General features: G+C 39.4%; 16 protein-coding genes, 1 tRNA gene, 3 rRNA genes, 1 other RNA gene and 1 other annotated feature (2 of these 22 running past the window's edge). Of the genes, 4 read left to right on the top strand and 17 right to left on the bottom strand.

Going from position 1 to position 17,500, the window contains the following annotated elements; genetic code table 11:
- From I6L50_RS04915 to tadA, 8 genes are all read right to left on the bottom strand, one after another.
- Positions 1-169, bottom strand: a 16S ribosomal RNA gene (locus tag I6L50_RS04915) (it extends 1,383 nt beyond the left edge of the window).
- A 219-nt stretch (positions 170-388) separates the two neighbouring features.
- The gene (locus tag I6L50_RS04920; protein ID WP_002063354.1) at positions 389-658 is read right to left on the bottom strand and encodes a pro-sigmaK processing inhibitor BofA family protein; all 270 of its coding nucleotides are present in this window, start codon (positions 656-658) and stop codon (positions 389-391) included.
- 262 nt (positions 659-920) lie between these two features.
- Positions 921-1,142 carry a YaaL family protein gene (locus I6L50_RS04925; protein WP_002009631.1) on the bottom strand — a complete coding sequence of 74 codons (222 nt, stop codon included), beginning with the start codon at positions 1,140-1,142 and terminating at the stop codon, positions 921-923.
- 14 nt (positions 1,143-1,156) lie between these two features.
- On the bottom strand, positions 1,157-1,753 hold the full coding sequence (gene recR / locus I6L50_RS04930) for a recombination protein RecR (RefSeq protein WP_002009629.1): 597 nt from the start codon (positions 1,751-1,753) through the stop codon (positions 1,157-1,159).
- A gap of 14 nt (positions 1,754-1,767) precedes the next feature.
- Positions 1,768-2,094 carry a YbaB/EbfC family nucleoid-associated protein gene (locus I6L50_RS04935; RefSeq protein WP_170935248.1) on the bottom strand — a complete coding sequence of 109 codons (327 nt, stop codon included), beginning with the start codon at positions 2,092-2,094 and terminating at the stop codon, positions 1,768-1,770.
- 25 nt (positions 2,095-2,119) lie between these two features.
- Complete coding sequence (gene dnaX, locus I6L50_RS04940) at positions 2,120-3,808, bottom strand: DNA polymerase III subunit gamma/tau (protein ID WP_002130739.1); 1,689 nt, start codon at positions 3,806-3,808, stop codon at positions 2,120-2,122.
- A gap of 132 nt (positions 3,809-3,940) precedes the next feature.
- Positions 3,941-4,205, bottom strand: an RNA gene (ffs, locus tag I6L50_RS04945) — signal recognition particle sRNA large type.
- Positions 4,206-4,283: 78 nt separating this feature from the next.
- A complete protein-coding gene (gene tadA, locus I6L50_RS04950; RefSeq protein WP_002063356.1) occupies positions 4,284-4,778 on the bottom strand; it encodes a tRNA adenosine(34) deaminase TadA in 495 nt (164 codons plus the stop codon).
- A 106-nt stretch (positions 4,779-4,884) separates the two neighbouring features.
- Between tadA and I6L50_RS04955 the strand changes: the two genes are divergently transcribed.
- The 3 genes from I6L50_RS04955 to I6L50_RS04965 all read left to right on the top strand — a co-directional run bounded on the left by I6L50_RS04955 (position 4,885) and on the right by I6L50_RS04965 (position 6,854).
- Positions 4,885-5,424, top strand: coding sequence for a cysteine hydrolase family protein (locus tag I6L50_RS04955; protein ID WP_219300703.1), 540 nt, complete (start codon positions 4,885-4,887; stop codon positions 5,422-5,424).
- Positions 5,425-5,547: 123 nt separating this feature from the next.
- Positions 5,548-6,183 carry a deoxynucleoside kinase gene (locus tag I6L50_RS04960; RefSeq protein WP_002009621.1) on the top strand — a complete coding sequence of 212 codons (636 nt, stop codon included), beginning with the start codon at positions 5,548-5,550 and terminating at the stop codon, positions 6,181-6,183.
- A gap of 2 nt (positions 6,184-6,185) precedes the next feature.
- Complete coding sequence (locus I6L50_RS04965; RefSeq protein WP_002009620.1) at positions 6,186-6,854, top strand: deoxynucleoside kinase; 669 nt, start codon at positions 6,186-6,188, stop codon at positions 6,852-6,854.
- A gap of 35 nt (positions 6,855-6,889) precedes the next feature.
- Here I6L50_RS04965 and I6L50_RS04970 read toward each other — a convergent pair whose 3' ends face one another.
- The 7 genes from I6L50_RS04970 to guaB all read right to left on the bottom strand — a co-directional run bounded on the left by I6L50_RS04970 (position 6,890) and on the right by guaB (position 13,840).
- Positions 6,890-7,285, bottom strand: a complete 396-nt coding sequence (locus I6L50_RS04970) for a sigma factor-like helix-turn-helix DNA-binding protein (RefSeq protein WP_002029297.1) — start codon at positions 7,283-7,285, stop codon at positions 6,890-6,892.
- Positions 7,286-7,451: 166 nt separating this feature from the next.
- Positions 7,452-7,544, bottom strand: a tRNA-Ser gene (locus I6L50_RS04975).
- A gap of 154 nt (positions 7,545-7,698) precedes the next feature.
- Positions 7,699-8,973 carry a serine--tRNA ligase gene (gene serS / locus I6L50_RS04980; protein ID WP_219300705.1) on the bottom strand — a complete coding sequence of 425 codons (1,275 nt, stop codon included), beginning with the start codon at positions 8,971-8,973 and terminating at the stop codon, positions 7,699-7,701.
- 51 nt (positions 8,974-9,024) lie between these two features.
- Positions 9,025-9,245 (bottom strand) — a binding site (T-box leader).
- A 54-nt stretch (positions 9,246-9,299) separates the two neighbouring features.
- On the bottom strand, positions 9,300-9,890 hold the full coding sequence (gene pdxT / locus I6L50_RS04985) for a pyridoxal 5'-phosphate synthase glutaminase subunit PdxT (RefSeq protein WP_002063361.1): 591 nt from the start codon (positions 9,888-9,890) through the stop codon (positions 9,300-9,302).
- An 18-nt stretch (positions 9,891-9,908) separates the two neighbouring features.
- A complete protein-coding gene (gene pdxS, locus I6L50_RS04990) occupies positions 9,909-10,796 on the bottom strand; it encodes a pyridoxal 5'-phosphate synthase lyase subunit PdxS (protein WP_002009615.1) in 888 nt (295 codons plus the stop codon).
- Between the two features lie 159 nt (positions 10,797-10,955).
- Positions 10,956-12,263, bottom strand: a complete 1,308-nt coding sequence (locus I6L50_RS04995) for a serine hydrolase (protein ID WP_219301288.1) — start codon at positions 12,261-12,263, stop codon at positions 10,956-10,958.
- 113 nt (positions 12,264-12,376) lie between these two features.
- Positions 12,377-13,840 carry an IMP dehydrogenase gene (gene guaB, locus I6L50_RS05000; RefSeq protein ID WP_002107266.1) on the bottom strand — a complete coding sequence of 488 codons (1,464 nt, stop codon included), beginning with the start codon at positions 13,838-13,840 and terminating at the stop codon, positions 12,377-12,379.
- Positions 13,841-13,955: 115 nt separating this feature from the next.
- Here guaB and I6L50_RS05005 point away from each other — a divergent pair, with 115 nt between their 5' ends.
- The gene (locus tag I6L50_RS05005) at positions 13,956-14,957 is read left to right on the top strand and encodes a YaaC family protein (protein WP_219300707.1); all 1,002 of its coding nucleotides are present in this window, start codon (positions 13,956-13,958) and stop codon (positions 14,955-14,957) included.
- A gap of 36 nt (positions 14,958-14,993) precedes the next feature.
- On the opposite strand, the gene rrf is transcribed toward I6L50_RS05005, so the two are convergent.
- Positions 14,994-15,109 (bottom strand): 5S ribosomal RNA (gene rrf, locus I6L50_RS05010).
- 50 nt (positions 15,110-15,159) lie between these two features.
- Positions 15,160-17,500: ribosomal RNA gene (locus tag I6L50_RS05015) — 23S ribosomal RNA — on the bottom strand; it runs 581 nt beyond the window's last position.

The raw sequence follows: 17,500 nt of genomic DNA on the forward strand, positions 1-17,500 counted from the left end.
AGCCCCGGTTTCCCGGAGTTATCCCAGTCTTATGGGTAGGTTACCCACGTGTTACTCACCCGTCCGCCGCTAACTTCATAAGAGCAAGCTCTTAATCCATTCGCTCGACTTGCATGTATTAGGCACGCCGCCAGCGTTCATCCTGAGCCAGGATCAAACTCTCCAATAAAGTTAGTTTGTCTAGCATCTAAAAATAAAAATTGACGTTTCACGTTGTTTGTTTCGTTTAGTTTTCAAAGTTCAATGCCGCGTTTCAGCGACTTTTATAATTTAACATTTTGACCTGAATCTGTCAACAACTTTTTTCTTTCGTTCCTGACGACGCTTATTAATTTATCATATTACTAATCGGTAAGTCAACGCTTTTTTAAAAAATGCCAAAATAAATTTATCTTGGCATTATATATAGCTTAATAATCACTAATGCAGCAACACCTGGCACCCCTAATAAACTTGATACTGTAGCTGTGCCCATGTTAATTGGAATATGAAAATCGAAATATGTCCCTGCAACATTCACAATAAATAGTAACGCTATACCTAAAGTGACATGAAAGAGTGCTTTCCCTATAAAACGTATTGGTTTAGCAGAAACACCAAAAACAAGAAAAATAAAAACCAAAGCAAGAATGCCAACAATAATAATTGTAGAATTCATTTTTTCCTCCTTATGAATGACCTATACATATCCATTTGTATGGGACAAGACAAGAAAAAAGAACATCTATAACATAACTCCTACCACTTCGTCTTTATAACCTTTAATCAATAATATTTCTTCTAAGCACTAACAATTAGATACAACTAATTCCATTCCCACTTTTTCTTTCTCCTCTTTATATCCCAAAAATAAAGTAGCCCTGTTACTCACAAATAAATCTATAAAAAGCAAAAGGTCCCGCTTTAAAAAGCAGGACCTTTTACCATTGTTCCATTTTCACAGGACGACGTTTTGCTTCTTTTAACAAGAAAAAATATTTCGCCTCTGCTATTTTTAAAGAACAAAGTACATCTTGGGACGGCTCAACACTTTGTTCAACCAGTCTCTTCTGACGTAGCCATTCATTCTTTACCTTTTCTAATAATACAATTAACTTATCGTCATACTCTTTACGCAACTTACCCTTTTTTTGAAAGAACATTTTCCCTTCTCCTCTTATATCTCTCTACGGCCTTCTAAAGCTTTCGATAGTGTTACTTCATCTGCATATTCTAAATCTCCACCAACTGGCAGACCATGTGCAATACGAGTTACTTTAATTCCTGTTGGCTTTAAGAGGCGGGATATGTACATCGCTGTGGCTTCCCCTTCAATATTAGGGTTTGTTGCTAATATCACTTCTTGTACTGTTTCATCTTGCAGTCTCTTTAATAACTGCGGGATATTAATATCCTCTGGTCCAATTCCCTCCATTGGAGAAATGGCACCACGCAAAACATGATATACACCTTGGTATTCTTTCATTTTTTCCATCGCAATTACATCTTTCGGCTCTTGTACTACACAAACAACCGATTGATCCCTATGCGAATCGTCACAAATATAACAAGGATCGCGGTCAGTGATATGTCCGCACACAGAACAATACGCTAAATCTCGCTTTGCATTCACAAGTGCTTTCGCAAAACCTAGTACATCATCCTCTTTCATATCTAACACGAAGAATGCCAATCGAACCGCTGTTTTCGGTCCGATTCCTGGCAACTTCATAAAACTATCGATTAATTTTGATATCGGTTCTGGATAATGCATATATCAATATCCTCCTAGAACATTCCACCTGGTAAGTTCATGCCTTTTGTAAATTTGCCCATTGTAGAGTTTGAAAGTTCATCAACCTTTTTAAGTGCATCATTCGTTGCAGCTAATACTAAGTCTTGTAACATTTCGATATCTTCTGGATCTACAACTTCTTCTTTAATTTTCACTTCAAGAACTTGCTTATGACCATTTGCAATAACAGTAACCATTCCGCCGCCAGCTGTACCTTCAACTGTTTTTTCGCCAAGCTCTTCTTGCGCCTTCGCCATGTCTTTTTGCATCTTTTGCATTTGTTTCATCATATTATTCATATTTCCCATTCCGCCACGCATCATAATTAATTCCTCCTCATTATTATTACTCTTTTATTTCAATAAGTTCTTGCCCTACTAATTTTACAGCCTCTTCTATAAGAGGATCTTCTTTTTGTTCTGGGCTTTCTTCAGAATCCCCACCTTCGCGTTGTAAAAAGTCTTCACGAATTTTACCCCATTCACTTTTTGGGATAGCAATCATATTTAACCTTTTACTTAACAATTCAAAAAGAGTTTGTTCCAATGTATCCATCGCTTCTCGATTTTCACTAGCCATTTTGCAATGAATCTCATATTGAAATGCTAACACATAGGTATCATCCGAAGCCGCAACTGGTTCACTATTTTCTAATAAAACAGCAAATGCTACTTTGTTATGTGACTTGAGCCTTCCTAATAATTCGCCCCATACAGCTTTTAACTGTTCTAAATCTTGACGCTTCGCTTGCTTTAACACTTCATTCACACGTCCAACAGGAATTTTCATACTTCCTGTTCGTACCGGTTTTGGTGTTGCCCGCGTCTCTCTTACTTCCTGCTGCACACCAGCTGGCACGCCATTCTTTTTAACTTGCTCTAACTCTTTCTCCAGCTGCTGCATCCTGTTCATAATCGCTTGCAAACGATCTACGCCGTTTGCTTGCATCATAAATTGCTGACACAGTTGCACCATAACAACTTCCAAGAATATTCTTGGATGGTTTGTCCACTTCATCTCCTGTTGTCCCTTACTAAGGGTATGAATAATTTCATAGATTACTTCCGGTTGCATTTCTTCACTTAACGTACGGAATTGATCATCTACAATTACCCGTTCCAACATATGTTCTAATTGTGGTGAAGTTTGATATAAAAGCATATCACGATAGTAGTAAATGAAATCCTCCATAAAGCGAACTGGATCTTTCCCTTTACTCATCATCTCATCTATAATACGTAACGCTCTTGATACATCATTTTCACGTATACATTCTACCAGGTCACCCAAATATCGCTGAGATACAGATCCTGTTACAGCTAAAACATCTTCACTCGTCACCGTCTCATCACTATAAGAAATAGCTTGATCAATAAGACTGAGCGCATCACGCATACCACCTTCGGCGGCACGCGCTACAATTTGTAACGCTTCATCTTCTACTTGCGTACCTTCATTTGTCACGACCGTCGATAATCTCTCAACGATATCATTTACTGATATCTTTCGAAACTCAAAACGCTGACAACGTGAAATAATTGTAGCTGGAATTTTATGCGGTTCTGTTGTCGCCAGAATAAAAATAACATGTCCTGGTGGCTCTTCTAAAGTTTTCAAAAGCGCATTAAAGGCACCCATAGAAAGCATGTGAACTTCATCAATAATGTATACTTTATATCCTACAGCACTTGGAGCATATTTCACTTTATCTCTTATATCTCGAATTTCATCTACACCGTTATTTGAAGCCGCATCAATTTCTAATACATCTGAAATAGACCCTTGTGTAATTCCTAAACAAGAAGGACATTCATTACAAGGTTCAGCTACCGGGGCGTGTTCACAGTTAATTGCCTTTGCAAATACTTTTGCAATTGTCGTTTTCCCTGTTCCCCTCGGACCCGAAAACAAATAAGCATGTGAAGCTTTCTCTTGAAGAAGGGCATTTTGCAACGTTTTTGTCACGTGCTTTTGACCGACTACATCTTCGAATTTTTGCGGTCTCCATGTTCGGTATAACGCTTGGTATGACACGAAAATACGGCCTCCCTCAAAGGTTATTATCTTATTTATTATAACCCATTCTGTTTATAGATTCCAAAAGTTATTTTCCATACAAAAAACTCACCTTTATATAAAGGTGAGTTTTGTATACATATATAACTGCCGTGCACCTTCTGTCGATTACGTACCATAAGCGTTACTCAAGCAGTTAGCTCGGTTCAGGCACTCCTGCGGCACACGAGAAAACCCGCTTATTGCTGCTTCCTTCCGGACCTGACAAGGTTCACGGGGTCCCGTTGCGCAGGACCCAAACGTCAACACCACTTACTTAAGGCAGACCTTACAGCAGCATAACCTCGAGAAGGGATTCAGCCTCGCTAGAGCGGATTGCGAGTATAGGGCACCGCTACCTCCCCGCTTAGCACGGCAAAGTTAAAACCAATATTCGGTTGCCTTGGATAAGGCATTATCAGTATAACTTGTTTTTTTACAAAATGCAAATACGTTAGTTACCATTACTTTTCTCTAGTTTTTTCACTTCTTTTCTTTTCTTACGAAGCTCCCTAAAAAAAATCGTTAACAACGTACCACATTCCTCTTCAAGTACACCAGCCACTACTTCACACTGATGATTAAAACGCTCATCAGTTAAAAGATTCATCAACGTACCTGCACATCCACCTTTCGGATCGCTCGCACCATATACAACCCGTTTTATACGCGATAAAACAATTCCCCCTGCACACATTGGGCAAGGTTCTAATGTTACATATAACGTTGCATCTTCTAAACGCCATGTCCCTAATTTTTTGCAAGCTTCATCAATAGCTAAGAGCTCGGCGTGAGCTATTGATCTCTGTTCAGTTTCTCTTAAGTTATGTGCGACACTAATCACTTCACCATCTAGCACAATTACAGCACCAATTGGTACCTCTTGTATCGCCTCCGCCTTCTTCGCTTCCTCTATTGCTAACTGCATAAAATATATATCTCGCTCCATAATATAGTCCTTTCACCAAAAATAAAATACACTTTTTCATTTCTTGCAGGTGGGATAACTTTTACAAATTCAATCCAACCTAAAGAAGAAAGAGAGGGAATTACATATGAAAAATACTGCCTTACTCATTATCGATATGATTAATGATTTTCAATTCTCCCACGGATCCATCCTGGCACAGAAATGTGAAATTATAAAGAACCCCATTTTACAATTAAAGGACACCATGAAATCATTGGGCTATCCAATAATTTATGTCAATGATCACTATCAACTTTGGAGATCTGATATTGATCAACTTATCACTCATTGTACAAATGAGTATAGTAAAAATATTATCGAGGCCATTGCTCCGCATACTGACGATTATATTTTTATTAAACCACATTACTCTGCTTTTTATGAAACACCTTTGAATTCTTTATTAGGTTATTTAAAAATCGAAAATCTCATTTTAACAGGAATTGCCGGGAACATATGCATCCTTTTTACAGCTAATGATGCCCATATGAGAAATTATACACTTTATGTACCACGGGATTGCATCGCTTCTAATAACGAGCAAGATAATGAACATGCTTTAAAAATAATGGAAGCCACATTAAAGGCAAATATTGTACCGTCATCCCAAATAAAATTTAATTAATACATATCTATTTTCTAACTTTTTATATCAAATTAGTCCGCTCGCTCTCCTCTTGTGCTACAATAATTCTGTTTTGTGTTTTTAGTAGTCACGGTAAATCACTGATTGAAAGGAGGAAACAGCGTGACCGGAGTACCATTTATCACGGTTGAAGGACCAATTGGTGTTGGAAAAACTTCACTTGCGAAGGAACTTTCAACTCACATGCAACTCCACTTACTAAAAGAGATTGTTGATGAAAATCCTTTTTTAGGAAAATTCTACGAAGACATCGACGAATGGAGTTTTCAAACAGAGATGTTCTTTCTTTGTAATAGATACAAACAACTAGAGGATATTAACATAAAGTATTTGAATCAAAGAAAGCCTGTAGTAGCAGATTATCATATATTTAAAAATTTAATTTTTGCATCCCGTACATTAAAAGATTCTCAATATGATAAATACATGCAAATTTATCGCATTCTTACGCAAGATATGCCTGTACCAAATGTCATCGTTTATTTAACAGCAAGCCTAGAAACATTGCAAAAACGAATTGCCATGCGCGGAAGAGAATTCGAAAAAAATATGGATCCAAATTACTTGCTACAGCTTACAAAAGATTACGAAACAGCAATGGATGCTTTCAAAAAGGACCATCCAGATATTCCGGTATTAAAATTTAATGGAGACGATATGGATTTTGTAAGAAATCCTGATGATTTAAATGTCATCTTATCAGCTCTTCAAAATACTCTCTTGAAGGAGTCGAAATAACAATGAATTTAAGGCAAAAATATGATATACCAAATGATGCAGTTATCACTATTGCTGGAACAGTAGGTGTCGGTAAATCAACTATGACAACTGCATTGGCTAACGCTTTAGGTTATCGTACATCTTTTGAAAAAGTAGATTCCAACCCATATTTGGACAAGTTCTATGCTGATTTCACACGCTGGAGCTTTCACTTACAAGTTTACTTTTTAGCAGAACGATTTAAAGAACAAAAAAGAATTTTCGAATATGGTGGCGGTTTTGTTCAAGACCGTTCTATCTATGAGGACACTGGTATTTTCGCAAAAATGCATTACGAAAAGGGTACAATGACTGAAACTGATTATGAAACATACAAAGGTTTATTTGATGCTATGGTCATGACTCCTTACTTCCCTCACCCAGACTTATTAATTTACCTAGAAGGTTCTTTTGATGATATTGTCGATCGTATTCAAGAGCGAGGACGTCCCATGGAGCAGCAAACACCAATTGAATATTGGAAAGAGATGCATGGACGTTACGATAACTGGATTAATAACTTTAATTCATGCCCTGTTTTACGATTAAACATTAATGAATACGATATTTTAAAAGATGGCGATTCAATCGAACCAATCATTAAAAAAATTGGACATTTTTTAAAACAAACACGTAAACTTGTAAAATAAAAAACCCGTGCATATGCACGGGTTTTCCTATGAAATTACTTTTTCTTTTTTGTCGGAGCAATAATTTCACTCTCTGGCTTTCCAGCATTAATACGCTGACGAACAGTACTCGTACTAATATCATATGTTTCAGCAATCTCTTTAACAGTCAATTCTTTCCCATTAATTACTGCTGTTAGTAATTTCCCTGTACGTTTTGGAGTTACTTCTTTTTGCACAGCTGGTTTTTCAGCTTCTTTTGGTACCTCTACTTTTTTTGCAACCTGTTTTACATCACAAGTGCAACCACAAAGTTTACGGAATGTATCATCACTTATAATGCGCGACACATTTGCACCACTGTTTAAAATTCTATTGTTCTTACAGACAGGACATTGTACATAATATAAAGTTTTTCCATCTAAAGGAAATGTTTGTATAATAAGATCCATGTTAACTCCTTTCATATCTATGAAGATAATCATCGGAATATGAGTGTGTAATAAGGACACTATATCCTTACATCATACTTTATGATTGGTTTTAAAATAAAAACTCGTTACGTGTTGGTAACGAGTTCTCCAATCTCCACTTATATGCGCTGTTGTCAATTATATCTGGAGGAGGTAGAGGGATTCGAACCCCCGCGCGACTCTCGCCGCCTGTCGGTTTTCAAGACCGATCCCTTCAGCCAGACTTGGGTATACCTCCATATTGACATCAAATATAATATCAAAAGAAAAACAGTTAGTCAACCCTACTATAACAAATTATGAGGAAAGGAAAATTTTACTTCCCCTCTCCTTTATGACACTGCTGACAACGTCCATAATTACCAATCACTCATACCGATGAATGTTTTAACTTATTTAATAACTGTTTTTCCTCCCATATAAGGGCGAAGAACTTCTGGAATTATAATTGTACCATCTTCTTGTTGGTAGTTCTCTAAAATAGCTGCCACTGTACGTCCAATTGCAAGACCAGATCCATTTAGTGTATGAACATGTTCCGGTTTGCCATTTGGCTCACGACGGAAACGGATATTCGCGCGTCTCGCTTGGAATGCCTCAAAATTACTACAAGAAGAAATTTCACGATATGTACCATAGCTTGGAATCCATACTTCAATATCGTATTTCTTCGCTGCTGTAAATCCTAAATCTCCTGTACACATGCTCATAACGCGATATGGCAACTCTAATAATTGTAACACGCGCTCTGCATCATTTGTTAATTTTTCTAACTCTTCGTAAGAATCTTCTGGTTGCACGAACTTAACAAGTTCAACTTTATTAAATTGGTGTTGGCGAATTAAACCACGTGTATCACGACCAGCTGAACCTGCTTCAGAACGGAAGCATGAGCTAAACGCAGCATATCGTATCGGCAATTGCTCTTTACTCACAATCTCATCACGATGCATATTCGTTACAGGTACTTCAGCTGTTGGGATTAGGAAATAATCTTCACTTTCAATACGGAATGCATCTTCTTCAAACTTCGGAAGTTGTCCTGTTCCTGTCATACTTGCACGGTTTACCATATAAGGAGGCAATACTTCCTCATATCCATGCTCATCAGTATGAAGGTCAAGCATAAAGCTAATCAAAGCACGTTCTAATCTTGCACCAGCACCTTTGTAAAATACAAATCGGCTTCCTGTTACTTTCCCAGCACGTTCAAAATCTAGAATCCCTAAATCAGTAGCAAGATCCCAATGCGGTTTTGGCTCATAAGTAAATTCTTTCACTTCTCCCCAAGTACGTGCTACTACGTTATCATCCTCTGTTTCACCTATTGGAGCAGATTCATGAGGGATATTTGGGATAGATAGCATTAATCTTTCTAAATCTTCTTCAACTGTACGAAGCTCATTATCAAGATCTTTTACTTTTTCCCCAACTTCACGCATTTCTAGAATTAGGGCTTCCGCATCTTTCTTTTCACGCTTTAATACTGAAATTTGTTGAGATACTTCGTTACGTTTACTTTTTAGTTCTTCTGTTTGAACAAGTAGCTCTCTTCTTCTCGTATCAAGTTCTTCAAAGCGACCAAAATCCGTTAAATCTTCGCCTCTATGCTGTAATTTTGCCTTTACTTCTTCAAAATTCGTACGTAAAAATTTAATATCAAGCATTATATACTCCTCCTTTTATTTTATAAAACACAAAAAACTCCCGTCCCTATACAAAGGGACGGGAGTTAACCCGCGTTGCCACCCTAGTTGAAAGCATTACCGCTTTCCTCTCAAGTAGAAATAACGGCTCTTCACCGGGAATGTTTACTAATCAAAAGATATTCCACATTCCATTCCAGGATGGATTCACAAACTGTTTCTATCGATTTCCACCAACCATCGACTCTCTATAAGAAACAACATTTGTTACTACTTCCTATCAACACGCTTATTTTATAAAATTGTTATCATCAATTTACTATAATCTTATACAAGTTGCAAGTTACTTATACAACTTTTTTCATTTTCGCTTCTTTTACCATTTCTACAAAGTATGCTGTTACACGATGATCATCCGTTAATTCCGGATGGAAAGAAGCAGCTAAAAACGGCCCCTGCCTTACCGCTACCATTCGCTCGCCATGCATAGAAAGTACTTCAACATCATCAGCTACATTTACAACATACGGAGCACGGATAAATACACCAACAAAGTCTTCTCCCACACCTTTCATTGAAAGTGCAGCTTCAAAACTATCTTTTTGGCGTCCGAACGCATTGCGCTCAACCGTAATATCCATAGCACCAATATGTGCTTCTTCATAGCCAATAAGTGTTTTCGCAAGAAGAATCATTCCTGCACATGTACCAAACATTGGTTTACCAGACTTCGCAAATGTACGAAGAGGCTCCATGAAAGCATACTTATCAATAAGACGGCGCATTGTTGTACTTTCACCGCCTGGTAAAATAAGACCATCAATCTCTTCAAGTTGCTCTATACGCTTTACAACAACAGCTTCTGCACCACTTGCCTCAACTGATTTTACATGCTCACGAACTGCACCTTGAAGACCTAGTACACCGATTTTCACCATTTTAAAGATCTCCTTTAATTACCATCCACGCTCTTGCATGCGTTGTTCTGGTAATAACGTTGAAATTTCGATACCTTTCATTGCATTACCTAATCCTTTAGAAAGGCTTGCAATTAGTTCGTAATCTTCATAATGAGTCGTTGCTTCAACGATTGCACGTGCAAATTTCTCTGGGTTCTCTGATTTGAAGATACCAGATCCAACAAATACACCATCAGCACCAAGTTGCATCATTAACGCTGCATCTGCTGGTGTTGCTACACCACCTGCTGCAAAGTTTACAACTGGCAGGCGACCAAGGCGTTTAATTTCAAGTAGTACTTCATAAGGAGCACCAGTATTTTTTGCATATGTCATTAACTCATCTTCACGTAGACTTGCAACTTGACGGATTTCTGCATTGACTTGGCGCATATGACGCACTGCCTCTACAATGTTTCCTGTTCCAGGTTCACCTTTTGTACGAAGCATAGCTGCACCTTCTGCAATACGACGTGCAGCTTCTCCGATATCGCGGCAACCACATACAAACGGAACTGTGTAATCACGTTTATTTAAATGGTATACTTCATCAGCAGGAGTCAATACTTCACTCTCATCGATATAGTCTACCCCTAATGATTCTAATACACGTGCTTCTACAAGGTGACCGATACGACATTTTGCCATAACCGGAATTGATACAGCACCCATAACTTCTTCAACAATTGTTGGATCTGCCATACGAGAAACGCCACCTGCTGCACGAATATCTGCTGGTACACGCTCTAATGCCATAACAGCAACCGCGCCTGCCTCTTCTGCAATCCTTGCTTGCTCAGCGTTAACTACGTCCATAATAACGCCGCCTTTTTGCATTTCTGCCATTCCACGTTTTACACGTTCTGTCCCTGTTACATTTGTCATGTACAAAAACCCCCCTAGGTGAATTGCTTTCCCCGTTAAAGAAGAAAATTAAGAATACTCTTACATTCTACCATTAACTATCTGATGCTTGTCTACTACTTTTTCATAAAGTCGGTATGAAAAATAGGAATAAGAAAAAGCTCCTACAATGAGGAGCTTTTAAAACCAACCTTTTACTGTATCAATAGCACCATTCCACATACCACTAAAGAAAGAACCAATTCCGCGCATAGAACGTGTAAACCAGCCTGCCTCTTCTACTTCAGATTTTGTTACAAGGTCTACTTGTAATGATTTTCCTGATAAAAATCCAGGATCATTACTATCTTTAGACGTTACAACCATTTGTCCAAGTGCAACTCCCTTTTTCAGAGGTGCTTCTTGTCCCTTATTTCCTTCTTTAAATTCTGTTTTATAAACGTCTTTACTTCCCTTTGGCACCGGAAGTGAAACAGCTTGCTTCGTTTGAACTGCTACATCTTTATCTTTCGCATTTTCAACTCTTACTGTTTCTTTTCCTTTGACCGAAGAACCTTTTTCATACATTTTCTTCATTTCAAAGTTAGCAAAGCCATAATCATATAATTTCTTCGTCTCATCGAAACGCGCTGTATGAGAACTTGTTTTAATAACTACAGAAATAAAACGCATACCATTTCGTTCAACCGTACCAGTGAAGCAGTCCCCTGCTTCTGGAGTTGATCCTGTTTTTAGACCATCTACTCCGTCATATTCTTTAACTAAACCCTTTAACATCCAGTTCCAGTTCGACATCCCAAATTTCTCTTTTTCTGGACGGAAAACTTTTTTCGGGATTTTTGCTGTATCTAACACTTTTGGATAATCTTTAATTAAATGTTGCGCTAAAGTTGCAACATCCTTCGCAGACATTTTATTTTCTTCATCCGGTGTTGTACCTTCAGGATGCATCCCTTTTAAATCTTTGTTCGTTAAACCCGTAGAATTAACAAATTTATAATTTTTCAATCCTAGTTCTTTCGCTTTATCATTCATCATTTTTACGAAATCTACTTCTTTACCTGCAATTGCTTCTGCTAATGCAATTGTTGCACCATTTGCAGAAAATATTGCCATTGCCTCGTATAACTCTTTTACTGTATACAGGCCACCATTTTCTAATGCAACATTTGATAATGAAGCATCTTGTGAAATCTTATATGCATATTCAGAAACCTTAATTTTTTGATCCCACTTAAGTTTTCCTTTATCCACTGCTTCATGAACTAAATATTCACTCATCATCTTTGTCATACTAGCAATTGATAATAATTCATCTGCATTCTTTTGATATACAATTTTCCCAGAATTCGCTTCAACTAAAATCGCTGCAGCTGCTTCAATGTTTAAAGCAGCTGCTGTTTCTGCTGATGCATTGCTATATGGTGCAAACATGCTACAAGCTATTGTAAGCACTGTTACCAACGCAATGAATCTTTTGCAAAACATACCTTTCACTTTTGCTACCCCCAATATCTATGTACTCACATAACCGTTATTCTAACATAATCAAAAAAAAATAGACAGAGATATCAAATCTCTGTCTATTTGTATATAAGACATTACAATGAGTAGTTTGGAGCCTCTTTTGTAATCTGTACGTGATGAGGATGGCTTTCACGTAAACCAGCACCTGACATACGAATGAACTGTGCATTCTCACGTAAGAATTCTAAATTCTGCGCTCCGCAATATCCCATACCTGCACGTAATCCACCAACTAATTGATGAACTGTATCTGCTAAAGGTCCTTTATATGGTACGCGTCCTTCAATACCTTCAGGAACAAGTTTTTTGTTTCCTTCTTGGAAGTAACGATCTTTACTTCCTTTTTCCATCGCTCCAACAGAACCCATACCACGATATACTTTAAATTGGCGACCTTGGTAAATTTCAGTTTCTCCAGGGCTTTCAGCAACACCAGCAAACATACTACCTAGCATAACAACGTGTGCTCCTGCTGCTAAAGCTTTAACCATATCACCAGAGTACTTAACACCGCCATCAGCAATAACTGGAATACCGTGTTTACGAGCTTCTGTTGCACAATCATAAACTGCTGTTAATTGTGGTACACCAACACCAGCTACAACACGCGTTGTACAAATAGAACCTGGTCCAATACCAACTTTAACTACGTTTGCACCAGCCTCAATTAATGCTTTCGTTGCTTCAGCTGTAGCAACATTTCCAGCGATAATATTTAGTGCTGGATATTTCGCACGAACTTCTTTTACTTTTTCAATAACACCTTTAGAATGCCCATGAGCTGTATCAAGTACAATTGCATCTACGCTAGCTTTTACTAATGCATCGATACGAAGCATTGCATCAGCCGTTACACCAACAGCTGCTCCAACTAATAAGCGTCCTTGCTTATCTTTAGCAGAGTTTGGGAATTCAATTACTTTTTCAATATCTTTTATTGTAATAAGCCCTTGTAATACACCGTTATTATCAACAAGAGGGAGCTTTTCAATTTTATACTTTTGTAGGATTTTTTCAGCTTCTTCCAGTGTAGTACCAACTGGAGCTGTAATTAACTGTTCTTTTGTCATTACGTCAGAAATTTTGATTGAGTAGTCTTGGATGAAACGCATATCACGGTTTGTAATAATACCAACTAATTTTCGCTCATCTAAATTATTTACAACTGGTACACCTGAGATACGATATTTTCCCATAAGATGTTCTGCATCATATACTTGATGTTCTGGAGTTAAGAAGAAAGGATCTGAAATAACGCCGCTTTCAGAGCGCTTTACTTTATCAACTTGCTCTGCCTGTTGCTCAATAGACATATTCTTATGAATAATTCCTAAACCGCCTTGGCGAGCCATTGCAATAGCCATGTCAGCTTCTGTTACTGTATCCATTCCTGCACTAATTAACGGGATGTTTAACTGTAAGCTTTCAGATAAAACTGTTTTAACACTTACTTCTCTTGGTAATATATCTGACCTCGCTGGTACAAGTAATACATCATCAAAAGTCAAACCTTCTTTAACAAATTTAGATTCCCACATAATTGTTCCCCCCATGATACCAGAAATTATTATTAGTAGCTTATCAATTGGTTAAAATACTGTCAAGGACGTATATATATGTTAGAATTTTTAGACAATAAAAGGAGCGTAATATATGCATCAAACACATTGTACTTGGCAGCAATTAAGTTTCTTTTTTTCATCTCAAAATGTACAACGTTATCTTGCCCGTTGTTATGAAAAATCCTCCATACAAGATGCTGAAAAAAAAAGTTTTGAAAACTGTTATCCCTTTATTTACTACTTAGAACACGGGAGAAATTATTATGAATTATATAAGGTGGCCCCCTTTTCGATTCAGCCAATGTTGTTATTTTATGGAATTAGCCAACTGTTTAAAGCTTGCTTGTTAACTATTGATCCTAACTACCCAGAATCAACAACCGTTTTAGCACATGGAGTGACAACCCGTAAACGAAAAAAACAAGGATATCAATTTTTAGAAGATGAAGTGAAAATACAGAAAAATGGACTATTTACTCACGCGGCAGAACAACTGTTTCACATGAAACACTTAGAAACAGAAAAGTTTAATATGTTAGAGCTAATGGGGAAAATCCCTGAATTACAACATTTATTTCGCTATAGTCAAAAAGGAACAACATTATATAAAATTGATTCAACAAATAAAAATGAACTCTCTTTTTCAGTCAACATACTAGATCGACTACATATGACCAAAGAGAGATTTTCTCGTTACATCGAAACAGCTTGTAAGCATTTATCAATACAACACGTACCTGAGAAAAACAATGAATTAAATGTGTTTTTTTCAGCACCTATTCAATCATGGAATCCTATGTATAGCACACCTTTATACTATGAGCATCTTACTGACACTTATTATTTACCACTTACGACTGACCCTAGAAACTCTAAGCCAGTGTTGCCTGAGCTCCTTGTTCATTATTTATTGCTCTATAATTTAAGTATGATTTCTAGGTATGAAACAGATTGGTGGTATGACTTACTTGGAAGCTATGGATCTGAAGATTATCCGTTTATTTATCAATTTCTCAATATTTCTGCTCAAAAAATCCCTTACTATATTTCAGCATTTTTACTAGCAGAACCGGGCCTATTTCATGGGAAATAAAAAAAACACGAGTCAAATGACTCGTGTTTTTATCTTGCTTGGCGACGTCCTACTCTCACAGGGACAAGGTCCCAACTACCATCGGCGCTAGAGAGCTTAACTTCCGTGTTCGGTATGGGAACGGGTGTGACCTCTCTGCCATCATCACCAAACTATTGAAGGTATATTCCTTCAAAACTAGATAACATTTGCTTCATATTATATGGTTAAGTCCTCGATCTATTAGTATTCGTCAGCTCCACATGTCACCATGCTTCCACCTCGAACCTATCAACCTGATCATCTTTCAGGGATCTTACTAGCTTACGCTATGGGAAATCTCATCTTGAGGGGGGCTTCATGCTTAGATGCTTTCAGCACTTATCCCTTCCGCACATAGCTACCCAGCTATGCCCTTGGCAGAACAACTGGTACACCAGCGGTGCGTCCATCCCGGTCCTCTCGTACTAAGGACAGCTCCTCTCAAATTTCCTGCGCCCACGACGGATAGGGACCGAACTGTCTCACGACGTTCTGAACCCAGCTCGCGTACCGCTTTAATGGGCGAACAGCCCAACCCTTGGGACCGACTACAGCCCCAGGATGCGATGAGCCGACATCGAGGTGCCAAACCTCCCCGTCGATGTGGACTCTTGGGGGAGATAAGCCTGTTATCCCCGGGGTAGCTTTTATCCGTTGAGCGATGGCCCTTCCATGCGGAACCACCGGATCACTAAGCCCGACTTTCGTCCCTGCTCGACTTGTAGGTCTCGCAGTCAAGCTCCCTTATGCCTTTGCACTCTACGAATGATTTCCAACCATTCTGAGGGAACCTTTGGGCGCCTCCGTTACACTTTAGGAGGCGACCGCCCCAGTCAAACTGCCCACCTGACACTGTCTCCCGGGTCGATAAGACCCGTAGGTTAGAATTTCAATACAGTCAGGGCGGTATCCCACCAGCGCCTCCACCGAAGCTAGCGCTCCGGTTTCAATGGCTCCCGCCTATCCTGTACAAACTGTACCAAAATTCAATATCAGGCTACAGTAAAGCTCCACGGGGTCTTTCCGTCCTGTCGCGGGTAACCTGCATCTTCACAGGTACTATAATTTCACCGAGTCTCTGGTTGAGACAGTGCCCAAATCGTTACACCTTTCGTGCGGGTCGGAACTTACCCGACAAGGAATTTCGCTACCTTAGGACCGTTATAGTTACGGCCGCCGTTTACTGGGGCTTCAGTTCAGAGCTTCGCTTACGCTAACCCCTCTCCTTAACCTTCCAGCACCGGGCAGGTGTCAGCCCCTATACTTCGCCTTACGGCTTCGCAGAGACCTGTGTTTTTGCTAAACAGTCGCTTGGGCCTATTCACTGCGGCTTTCCGTTAAGAAAGCACCCCTTCTCCCGAAGTTACGGGGTCATTTTGCCGAGTTCCTTAACCAGAGTTCTCTCGCACACCTTAGGATTCTCTCCTCGCCTACCTGTGTCGGTTTGCGGTACAGGCACCTTTTATCTCGCTAGAAGCTTTTCTTGGCAGCGGGGAATCAAAGACTTCGCTCCATAAGGAGCTTCCCCATCACAGCTCAGCCTTCATGATAAGCGGATTTGCCTACTTATCAGCCTAACTGCTTGGACGTGCACAACCAATCGCACGCTTCTTCTATCCTTCTGCGTCCCTCCATTGCTCAAACGATAAAGAGGTGGTACAGGAATATCAACCTGTTGTCCATCGCCTACGCCTGTCGGCCTCGGCTTAGGTCCTGACTAACCCTGAGCGGACGAGCCTTCCTCAGGAAACCTTAGGCATTCGGTGGACGGGATTCTCACCCGTCTTTCGCTACTCATACCGGCATTCTCACTTCTAAGCGCTCCACCAGTCCTTCCGGTCTGACTTCACTGCACTTAGAACGCTCCCCTACCACTGATACCATTGGTATCAATTCGCAGCTTCGGTGGTGTATTTAGCCCCGGTACATTTTCGGCGCAGAGTCACTCGACTAGTGAGCTATTACGCACTCTTTAAATGGTGGCTGCTTCTGAGCCAACATCCTAGTTGTCTAAGCAACTCCACATCCTTTTCCACTTAATACACACTTTGGGACCTTAGCTGGCGATCTGGGCTGTTTCCCTCTTGACTACGGATCTTATCACTCGCAGTCTGACTCCTAAGGATAAGTCATTGGCATTCGGAGTTTGACTGAATTCGGTAATCCGATGAGGACCCCTAGTTCAATCAGTGCTCTACCTCCAAGACTCTTACACTTAAGGCTAGCCCTAAAGCTATTTCGGGGAGAACCAGCTATCTCCAGGTTCGATTGGAATTTCTCCGCTACCCACACCTCATCCCCGCACTTTTCAACGTGCGTGGGTTCGGGCCTCCATTCAGTGTTACCTGAACTTCACCCTGGACATGGGTAGATCACCTGGTTTCGGGTCTACGACCACGTACTAAACGCCCTATTCAGACTCGCTTTCGCTGCGGCTCCGCCTCTTCAGCTTAACCTCGCACGGGATCGTAACTCGCCGGTTCATTCTACAAAAGGCACGCCATCACCCATTAACGGGCTCT

The organism is Bacillus sp. FDAARGOS_1420 (genome assembly GCF_019344915.1).
Taxonomy (GTDB): domain Bacteria; phylum Bacillota; class Bacilli; order Bacillales; family Bacillaceae_G; genus Bacillus_A; species Bacillus_A mycoides.